The organism is Halomonas sp. H33-56 (assembly GCF_040147035.1).
Lineage (GTDB): Bacteria > Pseudomonadota > Gammaproteobacteria > Pseudomonadales > Halomonadaceae > Halomonas > Halomonas litopenaei.
In genome coordinates this window covers 1,122,208-1,141,658 of record NZ_JAMSHP010000001.1, presented here as the reverse complement: position 1 = coordinate 1,141,658, position 19,451 = coordinate 1,122,208, and the positions used below count along the sequence as shown (strand labels likewise).

Here is a 19,451-nt window from a genome sequence, read left to right as displayed (position 1 = left end):
GCCCACACCAAGGATGGACCCCATGCTCGAGCGAGTGCTCGGCGGCAGGGCCGGCTACCTTGCCGCCCTGATCGCCGGAGGGCTGACGACCCTCGCCGCCGCCCCCTTTTCCTGGTGGTGGCTGGCCCCGCTGGCCGCCGCCCTGGTCTACGCCGGTCTCTATCGGCGGGGCGCACGCCAGGCGCTGCTGCGCGGCTGGTGTTACGGCCTCGGACTGTTCGGAAGCGGCGCCTCCTGGGTCTACGTATCGATCCACGACTATGGCTACACCAGCGCACCGCTGGCGTTCTTCCTGACCGCCCTGTTCGTGGCCAGCATGGCGCTATTCGTCGCCTTGCCGATGGGGCTGTTCCGTCGCCTGATGCCGGCCCGCCCCACCGCGCTGGCGGGCGGGCTCGGCTTCGTCGGCTTCTGGGTACTGATGGAGTGGATCAGGACCTGGCTGTTCACCGGCTTTCCCTGGCTGCTGCTCGGCAGCACCCAGGTCGACTCACCGCTGTCGGCGCTGGCGCCCCTGGGCGGCGTCTACCTGCTGTCGCTGGTGGTGGCGGCCAGCGGTGTGCTGCTGACGGAGCTCGCGCGGCCACGACCGCTGGCCGCCCTGCCGCTGGTGGCGCTGTGGGGCCTGCCCTGGCTGCTGCCGAACCAGTGGACCTCGCCCACCGGTGATCCGCTGAACGTGGCCCTGTTGCAGGGCAACCTGCCCCAGGAGATCAAGTGGCTGCCAGAAGGCCAGCGCCAGGCGGTCAATACCTATCTGGGCATGACCGGTGACCTGGAGGCGACCGTCCCGGTGGAGCCGGACATCGTTATCTGGCCCGAGGCCGCCCTGCCGATGTTCGAGGACCAGGCCCAGCCGATCATGGCCCGCGCCCAGGCGGCGCTGGCCCCCGAGACGGCGCTGCTGACCGGCATCCTTCAGCGCGACGCCGACGGGCGTTTCTTCAACGCCGTGAGCGCCTACGGCAACGCCAGTGGCGCCTATCGCAAGGCCCACCTGGTGCCCTTCGGCGAGTACCTGCCACTGGAAAGCCTGCTCAGGGGCGCCATCGCCTTCTTCGACCTGCCGATGCCGGCCATGACGCCGGGACCGGATACGCAGCCGCCGATGACCGCCGCCGGTCACACCCTCGGCAACGCCATCTGCTACGAGATCATCTACGCCGACCTGGTGGCCGAGCGTGCCCGTGATTCGGAACTGCTGCTCACCGTCTCCAACGACAGCTGGTTTGGCGATTCGATCGGCCCCCACCAGCACCTGGAAATGGCCCGGCTGCGCGCCCTGGAAAACGGCCGCTACGTGATGCGAGCCACCAGCAATGGCATCACCGCCATCATCGACGATCAGGGCCGCCTGCTCGACCAGCTGCCCCAGTTCGAGACGGCGCGCCTGGACGGTCAGGTACAGCCGATGCAGGGGCTGACGCCCTTCACCCGCACCGGTAGCTGGCCCACCTGGCTCGTCGCCGGGCTGATGCTGCTGGCGGGCGCACTGTGGCGCCGGCGGGACTGAGCCAACGCAAGCCGACGCAAGCCGACGCAAGCCAACGACCGTCGACGGCGCTCTGGCCGCGAACGACATTCACCACAAACGACAACGCCGCGAGGGCTCGCCCTCGCGGCGTTGTTGTGTTGCAACCGTGTTACAACAGTGGGGATCAGTGTACGAGCGTCAGGCGGGTATCAAGGGCCAGATGCGTTCCTCGGATACCCTCCTGCCTGTCACGCTGACGAACGTTACTCGGCGGCCTCGTCGTCCTCCGCCTCGCCCAGCACTTCAGGGATGCTGGTCTTGACGAAACGCCCCGGCGCGGGCTCCAGCAGCGGCAGCTCACCGCCACCAGGCTCGCGGGCATCGACCATCTTGTCGGCGTCCACGTAGCCACCCTTGACCATCCACTCCTGCCAGTGGGGCCACCAGGAGCCTTCATTGGCCTTGGCCCCGGCCAGCCACTCTTCGTGGTTGTCGGGTAGCTCGTCGTTGGTCCAGTAGCCGTACTTGTTCTTGTGCGGCGGGTTGACCACGCCAGCGATATGGCCGGAGCCCCCCAGCACGAAGGTCACCGGGCCCTTGGGCAACAGCGCGCCGTAGTAGCTGCTGTTCCACTTGGCGATATGGTCTTCCTTGGTGGCGATGAAGTAGCTCGGCGTCGACACCTTGCGCAGGTCGATCTTGACGCCGTCGAGCTCGACACCGCCTGGCTCGACCAGCTGGTTCTCCTGATACAGGTGGCGCAGGTACCAGCCGTGGGTGCCCGCCGGCAGGTTGGTGCCGTCGGTATTCCAGTACAGCAGGTCGAAGGCCGCAGGATCCTCGCCCTTCAGGTAGTTGTTGACGTAGAACGACCAGAACAGATCGTTCTCCCGCAGCAGGTTGAACGAGTAGGCCATGACGCGGCCATCCAGGTAACCGTCCTGCTCGAGCTTGGCTTCGATGCCCTGAAGTACCGGTTCGCTCAGGAAGACGCCGATCTCGCCGGGGTCACGGAAGTCCTGCAGGGTCGCCATGTAGGTCACCGACTTGGCCTTGCGCCCGCGCCGGGTACTGGTCAGGTAGGCCATGGTCGAGGCCGTCAGGGTGCCGCCGATGCAGTAGGACAGGAAGTTGGCCGACTTCTCGCCAGTGGCCTGCTCGATACCGTCCAGCGCCGCGATCGGGCCAAGCTGCATGTAGTCCGCCCAGGTCAGATCGCGCTGCTCCGGTCCGGGGTTGCGCCAGGAGATCAGGAACACGGTGTGGCCCTGGTCCACCAGCCACTTCACCAGCGAGTTTTCCGGGCGCAGGTCGAGCACGTAAAACTTGTTGATCCAGGGTGGCACGATCAACAGCGGCGTCTTGAACACCTTCTCGGTGGTGGGCGCGTACTGGATCAGCTGGATCAGCTCGTTTTCCATCACCACCGCGCCTTGTGACACCGCGATGTTTTCACCGACCTCGAAGGCGCTGCGATCGGTCATGGTGACGTTGAGACCCTCGGCCGAGTTGGCCAGGTCTTGGCGCAGACGCGACAGACCGTCGACCAGGTTCTGGCCCCGGGTCTCGAGGGTCTTGCGCATGACTTCGGGATTGGTGGAGACGAAGTTGGTCGGCGACATGGCGTTGACCATCTGACGCGCGTAGAAGGACAGATTGCGCTTCTCGCCGGGGCTCAGATCGTCGAGCTTGTCCACCAGAGTCTCGACGGTGTTCGAGAACAGCAGATACTGCTGCATGATGGCGTTGTAGCCAGGATCGCTGGTCCAGGCCTCGTCCTTGAAGCGGCGATCGCCGCGGGACGGCGTCACCAAGGGCTCGAAAGCGCCACCGCTGGCCGCCGCCATGGCCTGTTGCCACAGCGCCATCTGATCCTGCATCAGCTTGGCCTGGGTCTCCCATAGCAGGGTGGGATTGCGCATCAGCGATTCGGCACCGGCCTGGAAGCTGTTGCGAATGTCCTCCATCACCGAATCCGCTGCGTCATTGGGCACCATGCGCGAAAGGAAATCTTCCATCAACGCCTGGTACTCGGCGCCCAGCACCGATAGCTGGTTGCCCCATTCCTCCGGGTTGTCCGCCGCCTGATCACCTGCCGCCATTGCGTTCTCCTCTGGCCTGCCCTGCAAAAAAGGGTGGACCACCGTCGGCCTCGCGGCGTCACAGCTATCCACCCTCGTTTCGTCATCGTTGTTGGGGGGCGAGTCGGCCGCCGCTGTCTATACCGTCGTGCGGCAGGCGCTTCACACCAATGCCTGCACTCGCCTGCGGCCGCTCACTCATTGGCACGTCCAACAGTACTCTTGTCTCAGATCCGCTTGCCTCAGACCCGCTTGGCTCAGGTGCGCTTGCGGCTGGAGGTCGCCTTGGCGGTTCCGCCGGTCGACTTGCTGGCGCTGCTGGTCTGAGACGAGGCCTGGGAGGCAGCCTGTGAAGTCGCCTGGCTGGCCTGCTGGGTGGCCTTTTCGGCTGCCTCGGTGACCTGCTGGGTGGCCTTCTCGACCGCCTCGGTCGCCTGGTCGCGGGCCTGGGTCGCCTGATCGGCAAGCTGCTGGCCGGACTCGGCAAACAGCGACTCCAGTTCGCTCTTGAACTCGAGGCTCATTTCGCTCATGGCGCGGGCATCTTCGAGCATCTGCGCCGACAGTTCGTTGAGCATCTCGGCCTGACGGGTAGAGAAGTCGCGCAGCCCCTCGGCGTCGTTGATCGCGGTGGCTTCACGCATGCGCTCGGTACCCATCTGGCTGTAGCGCTTCATCGACTCCATCTGGTACTGGGACATCTTCTGCATGTTGTCCAGCATCAGGGAGTTGAGTTTGCGCATCGGCTCGAAGAACTGACGAGTCTGCTCGTTGAAGTTGTCGAACATCTTGTCTTGCATGACCGAACCTCCTGGAATCGTGTCGATGGTGTCTGTCCACTCGGCAATCCGCTGCCACAGTCCGCAGGGCGCCTCCGTCCAGGAAGCATGCTGAGGACAGCGTTGTTGCAGCGCAACAAACTCAGTCTGGCACACCCTCGGTGACAACGCCATGACAGGCGTCGCCTCCTGCGCGATTGTGCATCAAGACGCCCCGCACCCTCGCTATCGGCGAATCTGCCCTCCCCGTCATACCCGAGGCCGCTTTCCTGCGGGCCCCTGGCAGGCACTTGACGAGCACCTGGCTAGCTCTTGCCGCCCTTGGCGCTGCGCGAGCTGGCCTTGGCCGCCCCACTGGACCGCGGCGCCGTGGAGCTTGACGCCTCCTCGGCCTTGTCATCCTTGGCAGAAGACCCCTTGGCGCTCTGGGCGGCCTGGGTCAGCATATCCATCATCATCTTCTGATAGTTGCCGAAACTGGCAAGCCCCTGGGACAGTCCCTGCTGCAGCGCCGGCTGTTGCAGGAACGGCTGCATCAGGCTCATCGGATCGTAGCCTTCGACACCGGACTCCATCTGCCGATGAATGCGATCGAGCAGGTCCTGCTGGAAGGCCTCGATATTGGGAAGCCCCAATGCCTGGCGTAACTCTTCCGGGGTCAGATCGAATTCGACGTTGATCTTCATGCTGGCCTCGTGATCCTTGTATGGCGGTGTGTGGCGCCGGTAGCCCGCGCTATCGGGCGCAAAGATGCCTGCATCCTGCACCTTCCCTGCCACCGTTACTTGAGTGTAGCAGTCCTGTCATGCTCTGCGATTCAGCGTAGCCGTGGTGTGCTGACTCGCACATCACTGTTCTGTGCGCGATGACGCAGCAGGTGGTCCATCAGGGTCAGCGCCATCATCGCTTCGGCGATGGGCGTGGCACGAATCCCCACGCAGGGATCGTGGCGTCCCTTGGTCACCACCTCCACCGGGTTGCCATCCACGTCGATGGAGCGCCCAGGAATGGTGATGCTGGAGGTCGGCTTGAGCGCCAGGTGAGCGATCAGCGTCTGGCCGCTGGAGATGCCTCCCAGTACGCCACCGGCATGATTCGACAGAAAACCCTCCGGGGTCATCTCGTCACGGTGCTGGCTGCCACGCTGGGCCACGCTGGCAAAGCCGTCACCGATCTCGACGCCCTTGACCGCGTTGATGCTCATCAGGCCGTGGGCCAGTTCGGCATCGAGGCGGTCGAACACCGGCTCGCCAAGCCCGGGCGGCAGCCCTTCGGCGGTGACGGTGATCTTCGCCCCCACCGAGTCCTGGTCACGGCGAAGCTGGTCCATGTAGGCCTCGAGTTCCGGCACCCGTTCGGGGTCGGGACAGAAGAAGGGGTTGTCGTTGACCGCTTCCCAGTCACGAAACTCGATGGCCAGCTCGCCCAGCTGACTCATGTAGCCACGCACCACGATGCCCTGGCTCGCCAGGTACTTCTTGGCGATGGCCCCGGCGGCCACCCGCATGGCGGTCTCGCGGGCACTGGAACGTCCGCCACCGCGATAGTCGCGCTCGCCGTACTTGTGGTGATAGGTGTAGTCGGCGTGGGCCGGCCGGAACTGGTCCTTGATCTTCGAATAGTCCTTGGAGCGCTGGTCGGTGTTCTCGATCAACAGGCCAATCGAGGTACCGGTGGTGCGCCCCTCGAACACGCCCGACAGGATCTTCACCTGATCAGGCTCACGACGCTGGGTGGTATGGCGCGACGTGCCTGGACGGCGACGATCCAGGTCGGCCTGCAGATCGGCCTCGCTGAGCTCGATGCCAGGCGGGCAGCCATCGACGATGGCGCCGAGCGCAAGCCCGTGACTCTCGCCGAAGGTGGTGACGGTAAACAGCTTGCCGAAGGTATTGCCGGACATGGGCGCTCCTCTATTGTTGTGCAAAGGACGCCGCATGGGCGTCGAGTTCTTCGGCGGTGAGGGCAAACACGCCCTGACCGCCGCGCTCGAATTCGAGCCACAGGAAGGGAACCTCGGGGAAGGCCGCTTCCAGATGATGATCGGAGTTGCCGACCTCGACGATCAGCACGCCGTGGTCGCTGAGGTGCGCTCTTGCCTCGCGCAGGATACGTCTGACGATATCAAGGCCATCGCTGCCCGCCCCCAGCGCCAGCGCCGGCTCATGACGGAACTCCTCCGGCATGGTGGTCAGGTCGCGGATATCGACGTAGGGCGGGTTGGACACGATCAAGTCGTAACGCTGCCCTTCCAGGCCATCGAAGACGTCGCTGTGCACCGCGCGCACGCGCCGGCCTACGTCGTGGCGATTGATGTTCTCACGGGCCACCGCCAGGGCGTCCTGGCTGATATCGGACAGGTCCACCTCGACGGTAGGCAGATACTCGGCGCAGGCGATGCCGATACAGCCCGAGCCGGTGCACAGGTCGAGGATGCGCCGAGGCGGCTCCTCGGGGAACCAGGCCTGAAAGCCCGACTCGATCAACTCGGCAATCGGCGAGCGCGGAATCAACACCCGCTCGTCCACACTGAACACAAGCCCGGCGAAGAAGGCCTCGCCGAGCAGGTAGGGCAAGGGCCGCCTGTCGCTGATCCTGGCGCGCACCAGGCCGACGATGCGCTCGCGTTCCATCGGCAGCAGCCGCGCATCCAGCACGCCGGGGTCCACGTTCCAGGGCAGATGCAAGGCGCCAAGCACCAGGGCCACCGCCTCGTCCCAGGCGCTGTCTGTGCCGTGGCTATAGGTCAGCCCCGCCAGGTGAAACTCGCTGGTTGCCCAACGCAGACAGTCGCGCAGGGTGAAAAGGCCGTCGGCCAATTCAGCGTCGGGGAGCGCCAGCGTCGAAGACCTGGAAGTGGACGGAGAGGAGGAAGAGTCGGCCAAGAGGGCATCCTGTCGATCGGGTTCAAGAAGAGGCGTGCGCCAGGATCGCATGGACCATCACCGCCTTCGACGACCTTCACGCGAAGGTCCCTTCCGTTCCAGGGGCGAAGGCAGATGCAAGATCCTGGATAGCGATATAGATAGAGATCGAGATAGCGATATAGATGGCTATCTGACTCGCAAGGCATTGTATCCGTGCCGGCGGTTCACTGCCACGGCCACCACGGTATACTGGGCCTCCCTTTTACCGGACCCGAGGACCCCATGAGCCAGCGCCAGCCACCGCCCGACGACGAGATCAGCGCGTTTCGCCAGGCCCTGGAGCAGGCAGGTGTCCGTCGTATCCGCCACAACCGCGCCGACACCGGCAAGCCGCGCCCGACCACCCGTGCCCAGCGAGATCAGGCCGCCGCCGCGCGCCGCGCTGCCGCCGTCAGCGCGGGTGATGACGTGGCCACCGGGCGCACCTCGGATGGCCGAGTCGAGCCGGTACGCCCATCGGAGTATCTGGACTTTGCCCTTCCCGACCTGCCCTATCGCACCCGTAGCCAGTTGAAGCGCGGGATGATCGGCTGGGAAGGCGGTCTGGACTTGCACGGCTACAGCCTCGAGGAGGCTCGCTCGGAACTCGAGAGCTTTCTGCGTGACTCGGTGGCCAGTGGCCATCGCTGCGTGATCGTGGTCCACGGCAAGGCCTGGGGCGCCACCGCCGACTATCCGGTGATCAAGAGTCACGTCAATGCGTGGTTGAGAGAATGGCCGAGCGTGCTGGCCTTCTGTTCGGCCACCGACGCCGAAGGCGGCACCGGTGCGGTTTACGTGCTGCTGAGACGGCGCGGACAAACGCCCTGAGCCCCGGTCAGACAGACACCCTGCCCCCCTGTCAGAAGGTGCATCGGTGCGACCCAGATGCTGCTGAGGCGGCGCAGTCGATATGGGCCTGGAAGTCGCGGCCGATGCCCTGGGTCAGCCTGCTGGCTTTTCGGTCTGCTCGACGATACCACAGGTCTCGATGCGATCCAGCGCCTGGCAGGTCAGGTGACGCCCCAGACGGATCAGATCCCTGGCACGGTGGAATTCGAAGGAACCGCAGACGGTCTTGGGTATCTCCACCAGGATGTCCGGCGGATAGCCCGCCTCCTTGTAGCGCGCCAACGCGGCCTGGGTGATGTCGAAGGAGGTCAGGATGGTGGCCAGCCGCCCCCAGTCCTTGCGCCCCAGCGCGGCATTACCGCGCTCGGCACGGTCGGCTTCGGCCTCCGATTCGGCGCTTTCCTGAAAACGCCGCGCCATCAGCGCACCGCGTCGATCGCCCCTGCGGCGCTCTCCGTTGGTACCTTTACCGCCCCGGGCCTCATCGCAGCTCGGGCACTCCACCGGCAGCAACTCCTCGAGAGAGACAAGGTTGGGGCTGTTGGCGGTGACGTTGACCGCCATCACCAGGTCCGCGTGGACCGACACGTTGGAGATGATCGGCAGCGGATTGAGCAGACCGCCATCGACCAGCAGCCGAGGCCCATCCTCGACCGGCGTGAAGACCCCGGGTATGGCGATGGAGGCACGGATAGCCTTGAGCAGGGACCCCCGCTGAAACCACACTTCTCGCTGGCGCATCAGGTCGGTCGCCACCGCGGTGAAGGGAATGGGCAGGTCCTCGATGGCGACGTCACCGATAAACGACTCGATCTTGCTCATCACCTTCCTGCCCTGCATGGCACCCATGGAGGTGAACGACATGTCGAGCAGGCGAAGTACGCCGAAGGAGCCCAGCTCCTCGACCCACTGACGGTAGGGCTCGAGCTTCCCCGCAGCAAAGATGCCCCCGACCAGGGCGCCCATGGAGCACCCCGAGATAGCCACCACTTCATAGTCGCGGGCGACCAATTCCTGCAGCACACCGATGTGGGCATAGCCTCGGGCACCACCACTACCCAATGTCAGCGCAATGCGCTTGCCGCTCGATCCCGGGGGACAATCGTGGCGATAGACGGTCATGGCAATGCCCTCCTGCTGCGGATTGGCCGCGCGGGCAGCGCTTGAACAGCGCATGCCTCGCACTCGCAGGCCTGTCTATAAGCTTAGACTAACCCACCGTGGAAAAGCTTACGCGGCCTGTCACGGCGCAGCGGCCAAGACTCATCCACCGACTGGCTGCCAAGATCGTCTTTTCGATCAAGGTGTTGCGGACAACGCCTCGACGATGGCATCGGCCACCGCGGGGGCGTGCTGCGGCGAGGCATGAAGATGGTGTCCGCCCTCCAGCACGCGACGGGTCAGGCGGCGAACGCGTGCTCGCGAAGCCACCCCTCGTGGACGTTCCCCGAGAATACCGTCACGCCCTTCGACCAGCAGTACCTCGCAGGCAATAGCCTCGAGCAGATTCGCGACCTGGTCATCGGTCAGCCGCACGGGGGAGGGGCGCAGCAGGCGCGGGTCGGTGCGCAGCCGCAGGCCGCCCTCGTCGCAGGGGGTCAGGTTCCTGGCCACGATGTCGCGCACCGTCTCGGCATCCACCGGGGTGGCGCCACCGGCGACCCGCGCCGCCACCGCGGTATCCAGATCGGCATAATGAGGAATCCGCGAGCGACGGCGACGCTGGGCCCGCAACGAACGCCCCAACTGGCCAGCGGTATCTTCAGGTGGGGTGGTCAAGGCCCCCAGACCGTCGATCAGCACCAGGCGCTCGATGCGTTCGAGCCAGGCCGCGGCGACCAGGCAGGCCACCCCGGCGCCGAGGGAGTGAGCCAGCACCGGGGCACTATCCAGTCCGAGATCATCCAGTGCATCGAGCAGGTCGTGGCAGTAGTCCCAGATGGCGTAGTCGTAGTCACCGGGCAGCCGCTCGGAGTGTCCATGGCCGGCCATGTCGATGGCCACCAGGCGTATATCGAGCCGTTCGGCCAGCACCGGCGCTAAACGCGCAAAGCTTGCGGCGTTGTCGAGCCAGCCGTGCAGCGCCAGCCACACCGGCGCCTCCGTGCGTCCCCAGGCCAGTGCGGCCAGGCGCCCCTGTGCCAGGCGAAGCGCTTCTCCCGCTGGCTTCATTGCGTTGCCCCTTCGCCCAGCAGACGGTCGATCATGGCAAGCAAGGCGCGTCGCGTTGCCTCTGGCTGCTCCATCGGAAACATATGACTGCCGGGCACCCTGTCCAGGGCGATACCGCGCCGGCTGAGACGTCGGCAACGTGCCTCGGTCAGCAAGTCAGACGTCTCCCCTGCCAGCACACCCAGAGGTACTCGTACCTCCGTGGGCAGACGATCCAGATGGTGGGGCAGATGACGGAAGATCTCGACCTCGATATCCGGGTCATAGCTCAACACCACCGCGCCGTCCTCCAGGGTCGTGGTGCCGGCATCGATGTAGTCGTCCAGCGCCTCCTCGGTGAAGCTGCGAAACAGACCCTTGCGCCGGAGTTGAGCGCGCATCGCATCACGGCTTTCCCAACGGGTACGGCGCCCCTTGCTCTTGCCTGCCGGCGTCACTCGATCCACCATGCCGAGCCACTTGCTGACGCGCATGGCCAAGGCGTCGATGCCCAGCATCAGCGGCGGGTCGAGCATCACCACGGCCTGGAACCGCTCCGGCTCCTGGCGCGCCGCCATGGCGGTGATCACCCCGCCCATGGAGTGGCCGACACCGATAAAGGGTCCGGCCAGGTGGCGGGTGCTCTCGAGGTATTCATCACGCAATGCCAACCAGTTGTGGCCCACGGGAAAATCGGGATGGTGGCCCAGGCGATCGAGCGGCTGGACGTCGAAGCGCTCTGCGAGTGGTGCCAGCAGGCTTCTGTAACTGCCGCCGGGAAAGCCATTGGCGTGGGCGAACAGCAAGGTTGGGGTATCTGGCATGATTCTGTCTCATCCGATGAGAGGCGGCGACCCGCCGCTGTAGCCTTGGCAGGCTAACGGCATTACCCTAGGCCGCCAAGTGAACCAAAGCCTAGATTCCCCGGAATTCCCCCTGACTCCCCGCTACCAAGGAGCAACGCGTGTCCCGTAAACCCGCCCGCGATACCCGCCTGCGCAACCGTCTGTTCTTCACCACCGTGGCCGTGGCGGTGGTCATCGGACTCTGGCTGGCGCGCTGAACTCTCTTGACAAGGGCGCACCAGAAGCCCCGACGTGCGCCCTCTTCAGTCGTTCTCTTCACCTCATCTTCACGTCCTCTTCACCACCTCTTCTTCGACCGGCCCTCTCCCTGGTCGAACCGCACCGTGATTGGCCCTCAGATTCCTGAATCCAGCCACCATCCAAGTCCCGCGCTCCCGGTCATACCAAGAACCTCACCCGACGCCGTCCACCCAAAGGCTTCCCAACTATAAATCATACATAGTATATTAAGTCCTTTAGCGTGCTATCCGAGCAGGAGGGTCTCCCCATCGATATCAGCATCCTTGCCAGCACCCTCGGCGTCAGCCTGCCCGTTTTCGCCATGGTCTTCATCGGCGCCGTTCTGAAGCGTCTGGGCTGGATCGATCAAGCCTTCGTCGACACCGCCTCGAGCCTGGTGTTTCGCCTGACCATGCCAACGCTGTTGTTCCTGAGCCTGCTGCGCGCCGATCCCGGCCAGGACCTGAAGCTCGGACTGGTCGGTTTCTATCTGGTCGTCTCGGTGGCCATCTTTCTTGTCATCTGGGGCTGGGCCCTGTGGCGCTGCCCGCGAGTGGATCGCGGCGTCTTTGTGCAAGGTGCCTTTCGCGGCAACTGCGGTATCGTCGGACTGGCCCTGTCGGCCAACATGTACGGCGACTTTGGTCTGTCGCTCGGCAGTGTCATGGCCGGCGGCATCATCATCGTCAACCTGGTAATGTCGGCCATTGTACTGTCGGTCTACAGTCCGGTGGTCAGCTCACGTCCCCTGGCGATCCTCAAGGACGTCGCCACCAACCCATTGATCATCGGTATCGTCGCCGCCCTGCCGCTGACCTACCTTCACCTCGACTTGCCGCCCTGGCTGATGACATCCGGCGACTACCTGGCCTCGCTGTCGCTACCGCTGGCGCTGATCTGCATCGGTGGCAGCCTGAGCCTGCAGGCCGCCCGTGAGAGCGGAACCCTGGCGCTGTCGGCCAGCCTGTGGAAGGTTGCCGTCATGCCGGCCATCGGTGTTGCACTGGCACTGGCGGTGGGCTTTCGGGGCGCCGAACTCGGCATGCTGTTCCTGTTTCTCGGTAGCCCCACCGCCGCCGTAGCCTACGTCATGGCCAGGGGGGCCGGCGCCAATCAACGCCTCGCCGCCAGCATCATCATGCTCAGCACCTTGCTTAGCCTGGTCTCCATCAGTGTGGGGATCATGGTGTTGACGGCTGCCGACCTGGTGTAAGAAAAGGGTCCAGCACACCCCATGAGTCCAGCAATCTCGGTACGTTTTGACCTCAATTCATCGACGTCACGTCGATAGCTCGTTCTCTAGCGCAGTCGTCAACAACTGATTCAGGCTGATGCCGCGGGCCTTGGCTGCATCAACCGCCTGCTTGTGCATCGATTCGGGGACGCGGACCTGGAACTTTCCAGAGTACGCCCTGACAGGATCGATCCCCATCTCGCGGCAAGTAACCAAGAAGACACGCAGCGATATCTCCCCTTCCTTGCGCAAGGCACAGACACTATCGGCATAGAAATCGGCGCCCCCATTGAGTCCCGTGAATTCTCCGCGAAACATCTCGAATTCGGGGTCATACTGAATAATGGCGCGATAACCATTGATCATCATGACATTGTTCATGGCATCAATCCGTTTGCTTCCAGCCATTTACGAAGGCTTGCGACGGCCCCCTTATCCGTATCCGGTGTCGGGTGTCGGGTGTCGGGTGTCGGGTGTGGACGATGCAACACGCGCACTTCTCAAAACTTGCATGTTTTCGTTTCACGCACCGACAGTACCAAAGCTTAGTACCACCTCGAGTCAAATGAACGCTCCTGCGCAACCTGAAAAGTGCGAGCGTCAATGCAATACCAGCAAGGCCCGGTGATCGACTCACCGGGCCTTGCTGTCTTCACGTCAGCGGTGTCACCACCGAGCGCGTCTGGCGCTGTCCATCAGTCCCTTCACCTGTCCCGTTTGCCATCCACCAGGCGGCTGACGTTCAGCGGGTTGCCGTCCTTGAGCGCTTGCGGCAGCAGGGCATCCGGCAGGTTCTGATAGCACACCGGGCGCAGGAAGCGGTGGATGGCGGCACTGCCGACCGAGGTGGTGCGCGAGTCAGAGGTGGCCGGATAGGGGCCACCGTGGACCATGGCGTGGCACACCTCGACCCCGGTGGGCCAGCCGTTGGCCATCACCCGACCGGCACGCCGCTCGAGGATCGGCAGCAGGCCACGGGCCGCGTCGATGTCGCCGTCGTCCATCTGCAGGGTCGCGGTCAGCTGGCCCTCGAGGCCCTCGGCCAGTGCCTTGACCTCGTCCAGGTCGGCACACTCGACCACCAGCGAGGTCGAACCGAATACCTCGGCCTTGAGCGCCTCATCATTGAGGAAGTCGCTGGCCTTGGCCACGAACAGGCCGGCCTGGCACTGGTTGGGTCCGTCGCCCTGGGGGCCGCGCGCCACTTCACGGGCCTTGTCGCTGCCGCCCAGGGTGTTGACGCCCTGGGTGTAGGCGTCGTGGATGCCCGGCGTCAGCATGGTCTGTGCGCCTGCGCCCTTGACCGCTTCGGCGGCGGCTTCGACGAAGCCGTCGAGCGCCTCGCCCTTGACCGCGATCACCAGCCCCGGGTTGGTGCAGAACTGACCGGCCCCCATGGTCAGCGAGCCGACGAAGGCCTCGCCCAGCTCCTTGCCACGGGCCTTGAGCGCCTCGGGCAGCAGGAACACCGGATTGATCGAGCTCATCTCTGCGTACACCGGGATCGGCTCGGGACGCGCCTGGGCGGTCTTCATCAGGGCGGTGCCACCGCTGCGCGAGCCGGTGAAGCCCACCGCCTTGATCCGCGCGTCGCTGACCAGGCCCTGGCCGACCTCGCGACCGGAACCGAACAACAGCGAGAACACGCCTTCCGGCAGTTCACAGCGGGCCACCGCCTTCTGCAGCGCGCGGCCGACCAGCTCCGAGGTGCCGGGGTGGGCCGAGTGGGCCTTGACCACCACCGGACAGCCGGCGGCCAGGGCGGAGGCGGTGTCGCCGCCGGCCACCGAGAACGCCAGCGGGAAGTTGGAGGCGCCGAACACCGCCACCGGACCCAGGGCGATATGGCGCTGGCGCAGGTCGACCCGCGGCATCGGTTCGCGGTCCGGCAGCGCCGGATCGTGACGCACGTCGAGCCATTCGCCGGCGCGTACCACCGAGGCGAACAGGCGCAGCTGGCCGCAGGTACGGCCACGCTCGCCCTCAAGACGTGCCTGGGGCAAGCCGGACTCCTGCATGGCCCGCTCGATCAGGGCGTCACCGAGCGCCTCGATCTCCTCGGCGATGGTCTCGAGAAAGGTCGCACGGGCCTCGAGGCCGGTCTCGCGGTAGCTATCGAAGGCCGCCCAGGCCAGTTCGCAGGCGCGCTCGACCTCGGCCTTGGAACCTGCCTTGTAGCCAGGCTCGAGGGTCTCGCCGGTGGCCGGATTGACGGCGTGGATGGGCTCGCCCTTGGCCTCGACGGCCTGGCTGCCGATCAGCTGCTTTCCTTCCAGTTTCATGAATCTTCTCCTGTCGTGTGACGTTCGACGGGGTGAGCGTCGGTAAAGGCCGTCGGCTTTCGTCCTCACCGGGGCTTTCGCACCTGAGCCATCGAGTCGAGGCTAACGCACCAGGGCAGGACGCTTGGGATCGAACTCCCAGCCGTCGATCAGGTACTGCATGGCCATGGCGTCGTTGCGGCTGGTGACATCGAGGCCCTGGTACTTCCGATGGGCCTCCATCAGCTTGTCGTCGTCGAGCTCGACGCCAAGGCCTGGCGTGGTCGGCACCTTCAGCTTGCCGCCTTCGATCTTGAACGGTTCCTTGGTGATGCGCTGACCGTCCTGCCAGATCCAGTGGGTATCGATGGCGGTGATCTCGCCAGGACAGGCAGCGGCGACGTGAGTCATCATCGCCAGCGAGATGTCGAAGTGGTTGTTGCTGTGCGAGCCCCAGGTCATGCCCCATTCGTTGCACAGCTCGCCCACCGCCACGGCCCCCTGCATGGTCCAGAAGTGGCAGTCCGCCAAGGGGATGTCCACGGAGTTAAGCTGGACCGCCAGCTTCAGCTGACGATAGTCGGTGGCGATCATGTTGGTGGCGGTGGCAAGGCCGGTACGACGCTTGAACTCGGCCATGGTCTCGCGACCGGAGTAGCCGCCTTCCTGGCCGCAGGGATCCTCGGCATAGCTCAACAGTTCCTTGATCGGCTCGAGCACTCGCACCGCCTCATCCAGCGACCAGGCACCGTTGGGATCCAGCGTCAGACGTGCCTCGGGGAAGGCCTCGTGCAGGGCGCGGATGCAGTCGGCCTCCTCTTCGCCGCGCAGCACGCCCCCCTTGAGCTTGAAGTCCTTGAAGCCGTAGCGCGCGTAGGCGGCCTTGGCCAGGTTGGCCACCGCCTCCGGAGTCATCGCCTTCTGGTACCGCACCTCGTCCCAGGCGTCTATCGGGTCGCTGACCTTGGGATAGGGAAGGTCGGTCTTGTCCGGATCGCCGAGCAAGAACAGGTAGCCCAGTGCCTCTACCTCGTCACGCTGACGTCCGTACTGGCCGAGCAGGTCGGCCACTGGCATGCCCAGCGCCTGGCCGAACAGGTCATAAAGTGCCGACTCGATGGCGGTAACCACGTGTACCGCCACGCGCAGATCAAAGGTCTGCCGACCGCGCTCCTCCGGGCCGTTTTGCGACAGCGCCTGGCGAGCCTGGCTCAGCACCTGCTTGACCTCGTTGACCCGTGCGCCCTCGACCAGCGAACGACACTGCTCAAGCCCCTTGAGGATGCCGTCACTGGAGGGAATCTCGCCGACGCCGCGATTGCCGGACTCGTCTTCCAGCACCAGCACACAGCGGATGAACCAGGGGGCATGGCCACCGCTCAGGTTGAGCAGAAAACCGTCTTCGCCGGCCACCGGCACGATGTTCATCTTGGTGATCTTGGGGAACATGGAATCTTGCCTCTTGGTAGTTCGGTTAAAGATGATGAAGCGCTTAGGTGACCGGCGCCGGGTTGAACAGCACCAGGTCGTTGTAGAGACCCAGGCGGTCGGCGGCGACCTGGTGACGGCCGCTTGCCACCTCGAGAATCATCTCGAACAGCTCCCAGCCGATGTCCTCGATGCTGGCCTCGCCGGTGGCGATGCGCCCCGCGTCCAGGTCGATCAGATCGTGCCAGCGACGCCCCAGGGTCGAGTTGGTGGAAACCTTGATCACCGGCGTCATCGCCAGGTTGTAGGGGGTACCGCGCCCGGTGGTGAAGACCTGCAGGTTCATGCCCGCCGCCGCCTGCAGGGTGCCGCAGATAAAGTCGCTGGCCGGGGTGGCGGCAAAGGTCAGCCCGCGCTTGCGCAGGCGCTCGCCGGGTCCTATGACGTCGACGATCGGTGAGTTGCCGGACTTGATCACCGAGCCGAGCGCCTTCTCGACGATATTGCTGAGCCCGCCCTTCTTGTTGCCCGGCGACGGATTGGCGCTGCGATCGGCCTGGCCCTGGGCCAGATAGTCGTCGTACCAGGCCATCTGCTCGATCAGCGCCCGAGCGACCTCCTCGTCTACCGCTCGAGGCGTCAGCAGATGGATGGCGTCGCGCACCTCGGTGACTTCGGAAAACATCACGCTGCCGCCGGCACGCACGATCAGGTCGGTGGCAAATCCCACCGCCGGATTGGCGGTTACCCCAGAAAAGGCGTCGCTGCCGCCGCACTGCATGCCCACCGTCAGCTCCGACACCGGACAGGTCTCCCGGCGGCGACGATTCAGCCGCTCAAGGTGGCGCTCGGCCATGGCCATGATGCCGTCGACCATCTCGCCGAAACCTTCGAAGGACTCGTGCTGCAGACTCAACACGTTGGCGTCGTCGTTGGCGGAACCTGTGGCGGCATCCTCGCTGCGCTCAAAAATCTTGACCGGGCGGTCCTCGATAAGAGTCGAGGGCTGCAGCTTCTCGCAGCCAAGGCCGATGACCATGACCTCGCCACCGAAGTTGGGGTTCAGCGCCAGGTTCCTGAGCGTGCGGATGGGCACGATCGCCGCCGGCGCGCCGATCGCCACCCCGCAGCCGTAGCTGTGGTTGAGCCCGACCACGTCATCGACGTTGGGGAAGCGCGGCAATAGCTCTCGCTTGATCTTCGCCACCACGTGATCGACGGTACCGGCCACGCACTGCACGCTGGTGGTGATGCCGAGCACATTCCTGGTGCCGACGCTGCCGTCAGGGTTGCGAAAGCCCTCGAAGGTGTAGCCCTCGAGTGGCTCGACCACCGGCGCCTTGCGGGTCGCCAGAGGCAGCTCGTCGAGCTTCGGTGGTATCGGCAGCCTGACGTTGTTCTCGTTGACGTGGCCACCGCGCGGGATGGCCGACAGCGCCGTGCCGATCACCTCGTTGTAGCGCAGGATGCGCTCACCTTCGGCGATATCCGCCAGGGCCACCTTGTGGCCCTGGGGAATGTCGCTCACCAGCGCCACGCCATCATCCAGTTGGGTACCCCGGGGCAATCCGCCCTGGCCCACCACGATGGCGACATTGTCGCCTGGATGGACGCGGATCACGCGGCTCTCGTTGGTCCTGGGTTCAGCCGTCATGACGTTCTCCCGATCCAGAAGTGGTGCCAGACACCTGACTCAATTCCATCTTCTGACGCGCACGGGTCTTGATGCCCAGCACGATGGAGAAGGCGATGGACGCGGCGATCAGCCCCCACAGCACCAGCGCGATGGGGCTCTTGGTAAAGAAGATCGAGAAGGTGCCGAAGGATTCCAGGCTCTTGACGAAGTACACCTCGGCGGAGCTGCCCAGAATGAAGCCGATGATCAAAGGCGCGACCTCGAGCCCGATCTTCTCGATCAGATAACCGAAGATGCCGAAGATCAGCAGTGTCCAGACGTCGAACATGATGCCGTAGTTGATGGCATAGGCGCCGACCACGCACATCATCACGATGATCGGATAGAGCACGTACTTGGGCACCAGCACCACCCGGGCGATGTACTTGATGGCGTAGAACATCAGGAAGAACATCACGATGTTGGCGAACACCAGAGCGATCATCATCACCGTCCAGGTGTCCTGGTTTTCCGGGATGAACAACGGCCCCACCTGGATGCCCTGAAGGGTGAAGGCACCGATCAACACCGCCGTGGTGGAGTCCCCGGGGATCCCCAGCGACAACAGCGGGATCAGGGCGCCACCGGTCAAGGCGTTGTTGGCCGACTCGGAAGCAATCAGCCCCTGGGGCGCACCCTTGCCCATCTGGCTGGAATCCCGCGACAGGTTCTTTTCCTGGGTGTAGGCAAGCACCGAGGCGGCGCTGCCGCCGACCCCCGGCAGCATCCCGACGAAGGTGCCGATGAAAGACGAGCGCATCAGGTTGGTCAGGCGGCCCTTGAACAGGCCGAAGGTGAAACCACCGCCCTTGCCCATCTCGATCTTGGCGCCGGACAGACCGCTCTTCACACCCTTCTCTGCCTCCAGCAGGATGGTCGAGATGCCGAAGATCCCGATCAACACCGGCAGCAGTGCAAAGCCGTCCACCAGATAGGGCTGCATGAAGTCGAACATCAGCCGCGTCTTGCCGTTACCGCCGTCGGACAGGCTGTAGGTGCCGATCAGACTCAGCCAGATGCCCAGTACACCGCTGAAGATACCGATCAACATGTTGCTGGACATGGAGGCGATGACCGTCAGCGCCAGCAAGATGATCAGAAACTTCTCCACATAGGAGAACTTGATCGAAAACTCGGCCAGCAAGGGAGCGAAGAAGAACAGCACCAGGGCACTGACAAGTCCACCCACCAGCGACGCCACGACGCATACGCGCAGGGCCTTCTCGCCCTGGCCCTTCTGCGCCATGGGGTAGCCGTCGAAGGTGGTGGTGATCGACGAGGGCGTGCCGGGAATATTGAGCAGCACCGCCGGAACCATACCGCCGGAGATGCCACCGACGTAGAGGCCAAGCAGCAGTGCCAGGCCATGCTCGAGGCCGAGGGCGTAGGTCAGCGGCAGACACACGGCCACCGCCATGGTGGCGGTCATGCCGGGAATAGCGCCGAAGATGATGCCGATCAGGGCACCGATCGCGGCCAGCAGGAAGAAGGTGATATCGAGGTAGGACAGAAGTTCCATGGGTCA

The 19,451-nt window shown here is 64.6% G+C and carries 16 protein-coding genes; 3 read left to right on the top strand and 13 right to left on the bottom strand.

Going from position 1 to position 19,451, the window contains the following annotated elements; genetic code table 11:
• Window positions 1-22 precede the first annotated feature (22 nt).
• Window positions 23-1,513 carry an apolipoprotein N-acyltransferase gene (gene lnt, locus NFH98_RS05140; protein WP_222515514.1) on the top strand — a complete coding sequence of 497 codons (1,491 nt, stop codon included), beginning with the start codon at window positions 23-25 and terminating at the stop codon, window positions 1,511-1,513.
• Between the two features lie 224 nt (window positions 1,514-1,737).
• Here lnt and phaC read toward each other — a convergent pair whose 3' ends face one another.
• The 5 genes from phaC to prmB all read right to left on the bottom strand — a co-directional run bounded on the left by phaC (window position 1,738) and on the right by prmB (window position 7,219).
• Window positions 1,738-3,576 carry a class I poly(R)-hydroxyalkanoic acid synthase gene (phaC, locus tag NFH98_RS05135; RefSeq protein ID WP_222515515.1) on the bottom strand — a complete coding sequence of 613 codons (1,839 nt, stop codon included), beginning with the start codon at window positions 3,574-3,576 and terminating at the stop codon, window positions 1,738-1,740.
• A gap of 236 nt (window positions 3,577-3,812) precedes the next feature.
• Window positions 3,813-4,355: a phasin family protein gene (locus NFH98_RS05130; RefSeq protein ID WP_045991793.1), complete on the bottom strand. Its 543-nt coding sequence runs from the start codon at window positions 4,353-4,355 to the stop codon at window positions 3,813-3,815.
• Between the two features lie 284 nt (window positions 4,356-4,639).
• Entirely contained in the window at window positions 4,640-5,020 is a 381-nt protein-coding gene (locus NFH98_RS05125; RefSeq protein WP_045991794.1) for a hypothetical protein, read from the bottom strand.
• Window positions 5,021-5,151: 131 nt separating this feature from the next.
• Complete coding sequence (gene aroC, locus NFH98_RS05120; protein ID WP_108131481.1) at window positions 5,152-6,237, bottom strand: chorismate synthase; 1,086 nt, start codon at window positions 6,235-6,237, stop codon at window positions 5,152-5,154.
• Between the two features lie 10 nt (window positions 6,238-6,247).
• The gene (prmB, locus tag NFH98_RS05115; protein ID WP_231498478.1) at window positions 6,248-7,219 is read right to left on the bottom strand and encodes a 50S ribosomal protein L3 N(5)-glutamine methyltransferase; all 972 of its coding nucleotides are present in this window, start codon (window positions 7,217-7,219) and stop codon (window positions 6,248-6,250) included.
• Window positions 7,220-7,483: 264 nt separating this feature from the next.
• Here prmB and NFH98_RS05110 point away from each other — a divergent pair, with 264 nt between their 5' ends.
• Window positions 7,484-8,071, top strand: coding sequence for a Smr/MutS family protein (locus NFH98_RS05110; RefSeq protein WP_045991797.1), 588 nt, complete (start codon window positions 7,484-7,486; stop codon window positions 8,069-8,071).
• 114 nt (window positions 8,072-8,185) lie between these two features.
• Here NFH98_RS05110 and NFH98_RS05105 read toward each other — a convergent pair whose 3' ends face one another.
• From NFH98_RS05105 to NFH98_RS05095, 3 genes are all read right to left on the bottom strand, one after another.
• Window positions 8,186-9,214 (bottom strand): patatin-like phospholipase family protein, encoded by a 1,029-nt coding sequence (locus tag NFH98_RS05105; RefSeq protein WP_045991798.1) that lies wholly within the window; start codon window positions 9,212-9,214, stop codon window positions 8,186-8,188.
• 177 nt (window positions 9,215-9,391) lie between these two features.
• Window positions 9,392-10,264, bottom strand: a complete 873-nt coding sequence (locus NFH98_RS05100; protein WP_349622306.1) for an alpha/beta fold hydrolase — start codon at window positions 10,262-10,264, stop codon at window positions 9,392-9,394.
• Window positions 10,261-11,067, bottom strand: a complete 807-nt coding sequence (locus NFH98_RS05095; protein ID WP_045991800.1) for an alpha/beta fold hydrolase — start codon at window positions 11,065-11,067, stop codon at window positions 10,261-10,263. Before NFH98_RS05095 ends, NFH98_RS05100 begins: the two co-directional genes overlap by 4 nt.
• A 502-nt stretch (window positions 11,068-11,569) precedes the next feature.
• Here NFH98_RS05095 and NFH98_RS05090 point away from each other — a divergent pair.
• A complete protein-coding gene (locus NFH98_RS05090) occupies window positions 11,570-12,541 on the top strand; it encodes an AEC family transporter (RefSeq protein WP_315900711.1) in 972 nt (323 codons plus the stop codon).
• Window positions 12,542-12,607: 66 nt separating this feature from the next.
• On the opposite strand, the gene NFH98_RS05085 is transcribed toward NFH98_RS05090, so the two are convergent.
• The 5 genes from NFH98_RS05085 to NFH98_RS05065 form a co-directional block, all read right to left on the bottom strand.
• Window positions 12,608-12,943, bottom strand: a complete 336-nt coding sequence (locus NFH98_RS05085; RefSeq protein ID WP_222515517.1) for a type II toxin-antitoxin system HicB family antitoxin — start codon at window positions 12,941-12,943, stop codon at window positions 12,608-12,610.
• A 323-nt stretch (window positions 12,944-13,266) separates the two neighbouring features.
• Window positions 13,267-14,844, bottom strand: coding sequence for an aldehyde dehydrogenase (NADP(+)) (locus NFH98_RS05080; protein ID WP_349622305.1), 1,578 nt, complete (start codon window positions 14,842-14,844; stop codon window positions 13,267-13,269).
• Between the two features lie 102 nt (window positions 14,845-14,946).
• Window positions 14,947-16,272 carry an enolase C-terminal domain-like protein gene (locus NFH98_RS05075; RefSeq protein ID WP_348827701.1) on the bottom strand — a complete coding sequence of 442 codons (1,326 nt, stop codon included), beginning with the start codon at window positions 16,270-16,272 and terminating at the stop codon, window positions 14,947-14,949.
• A gap of 43 nt (window positions 16,273-16,315) precedes the next feature.
• Window positions 16,316-17,905: a galactarate dehydratase gene (gene garD / locus NFH98_RS05070; protein ID WP_349622304.1), complete on the bottom strand. Its 1,590-nt coding sequence runs from the start codon at window positions 17,903-17,905 to the stop codon at window positions 16,316-16,318.
• Window positions 17,895-19,445 carry a tripartite tricarboxylate transporter permease gene (locus NFH98_RS05065; protein WP_045991806.1) on the bottom strand — a complete coding sequence of 517 codons (1,551 nt, stop codon included), beginning with the start codon at window positions 19,443-19,445 and terminating at the stop codon, window positions 17,895-17,897. The genes garD and NFH98_RS05065 overlap by 11 nt, the downstream gene beginning before the upstream one ends.
• Window positions 19,446-19,451: the final 6 nt, after the last annotated feature.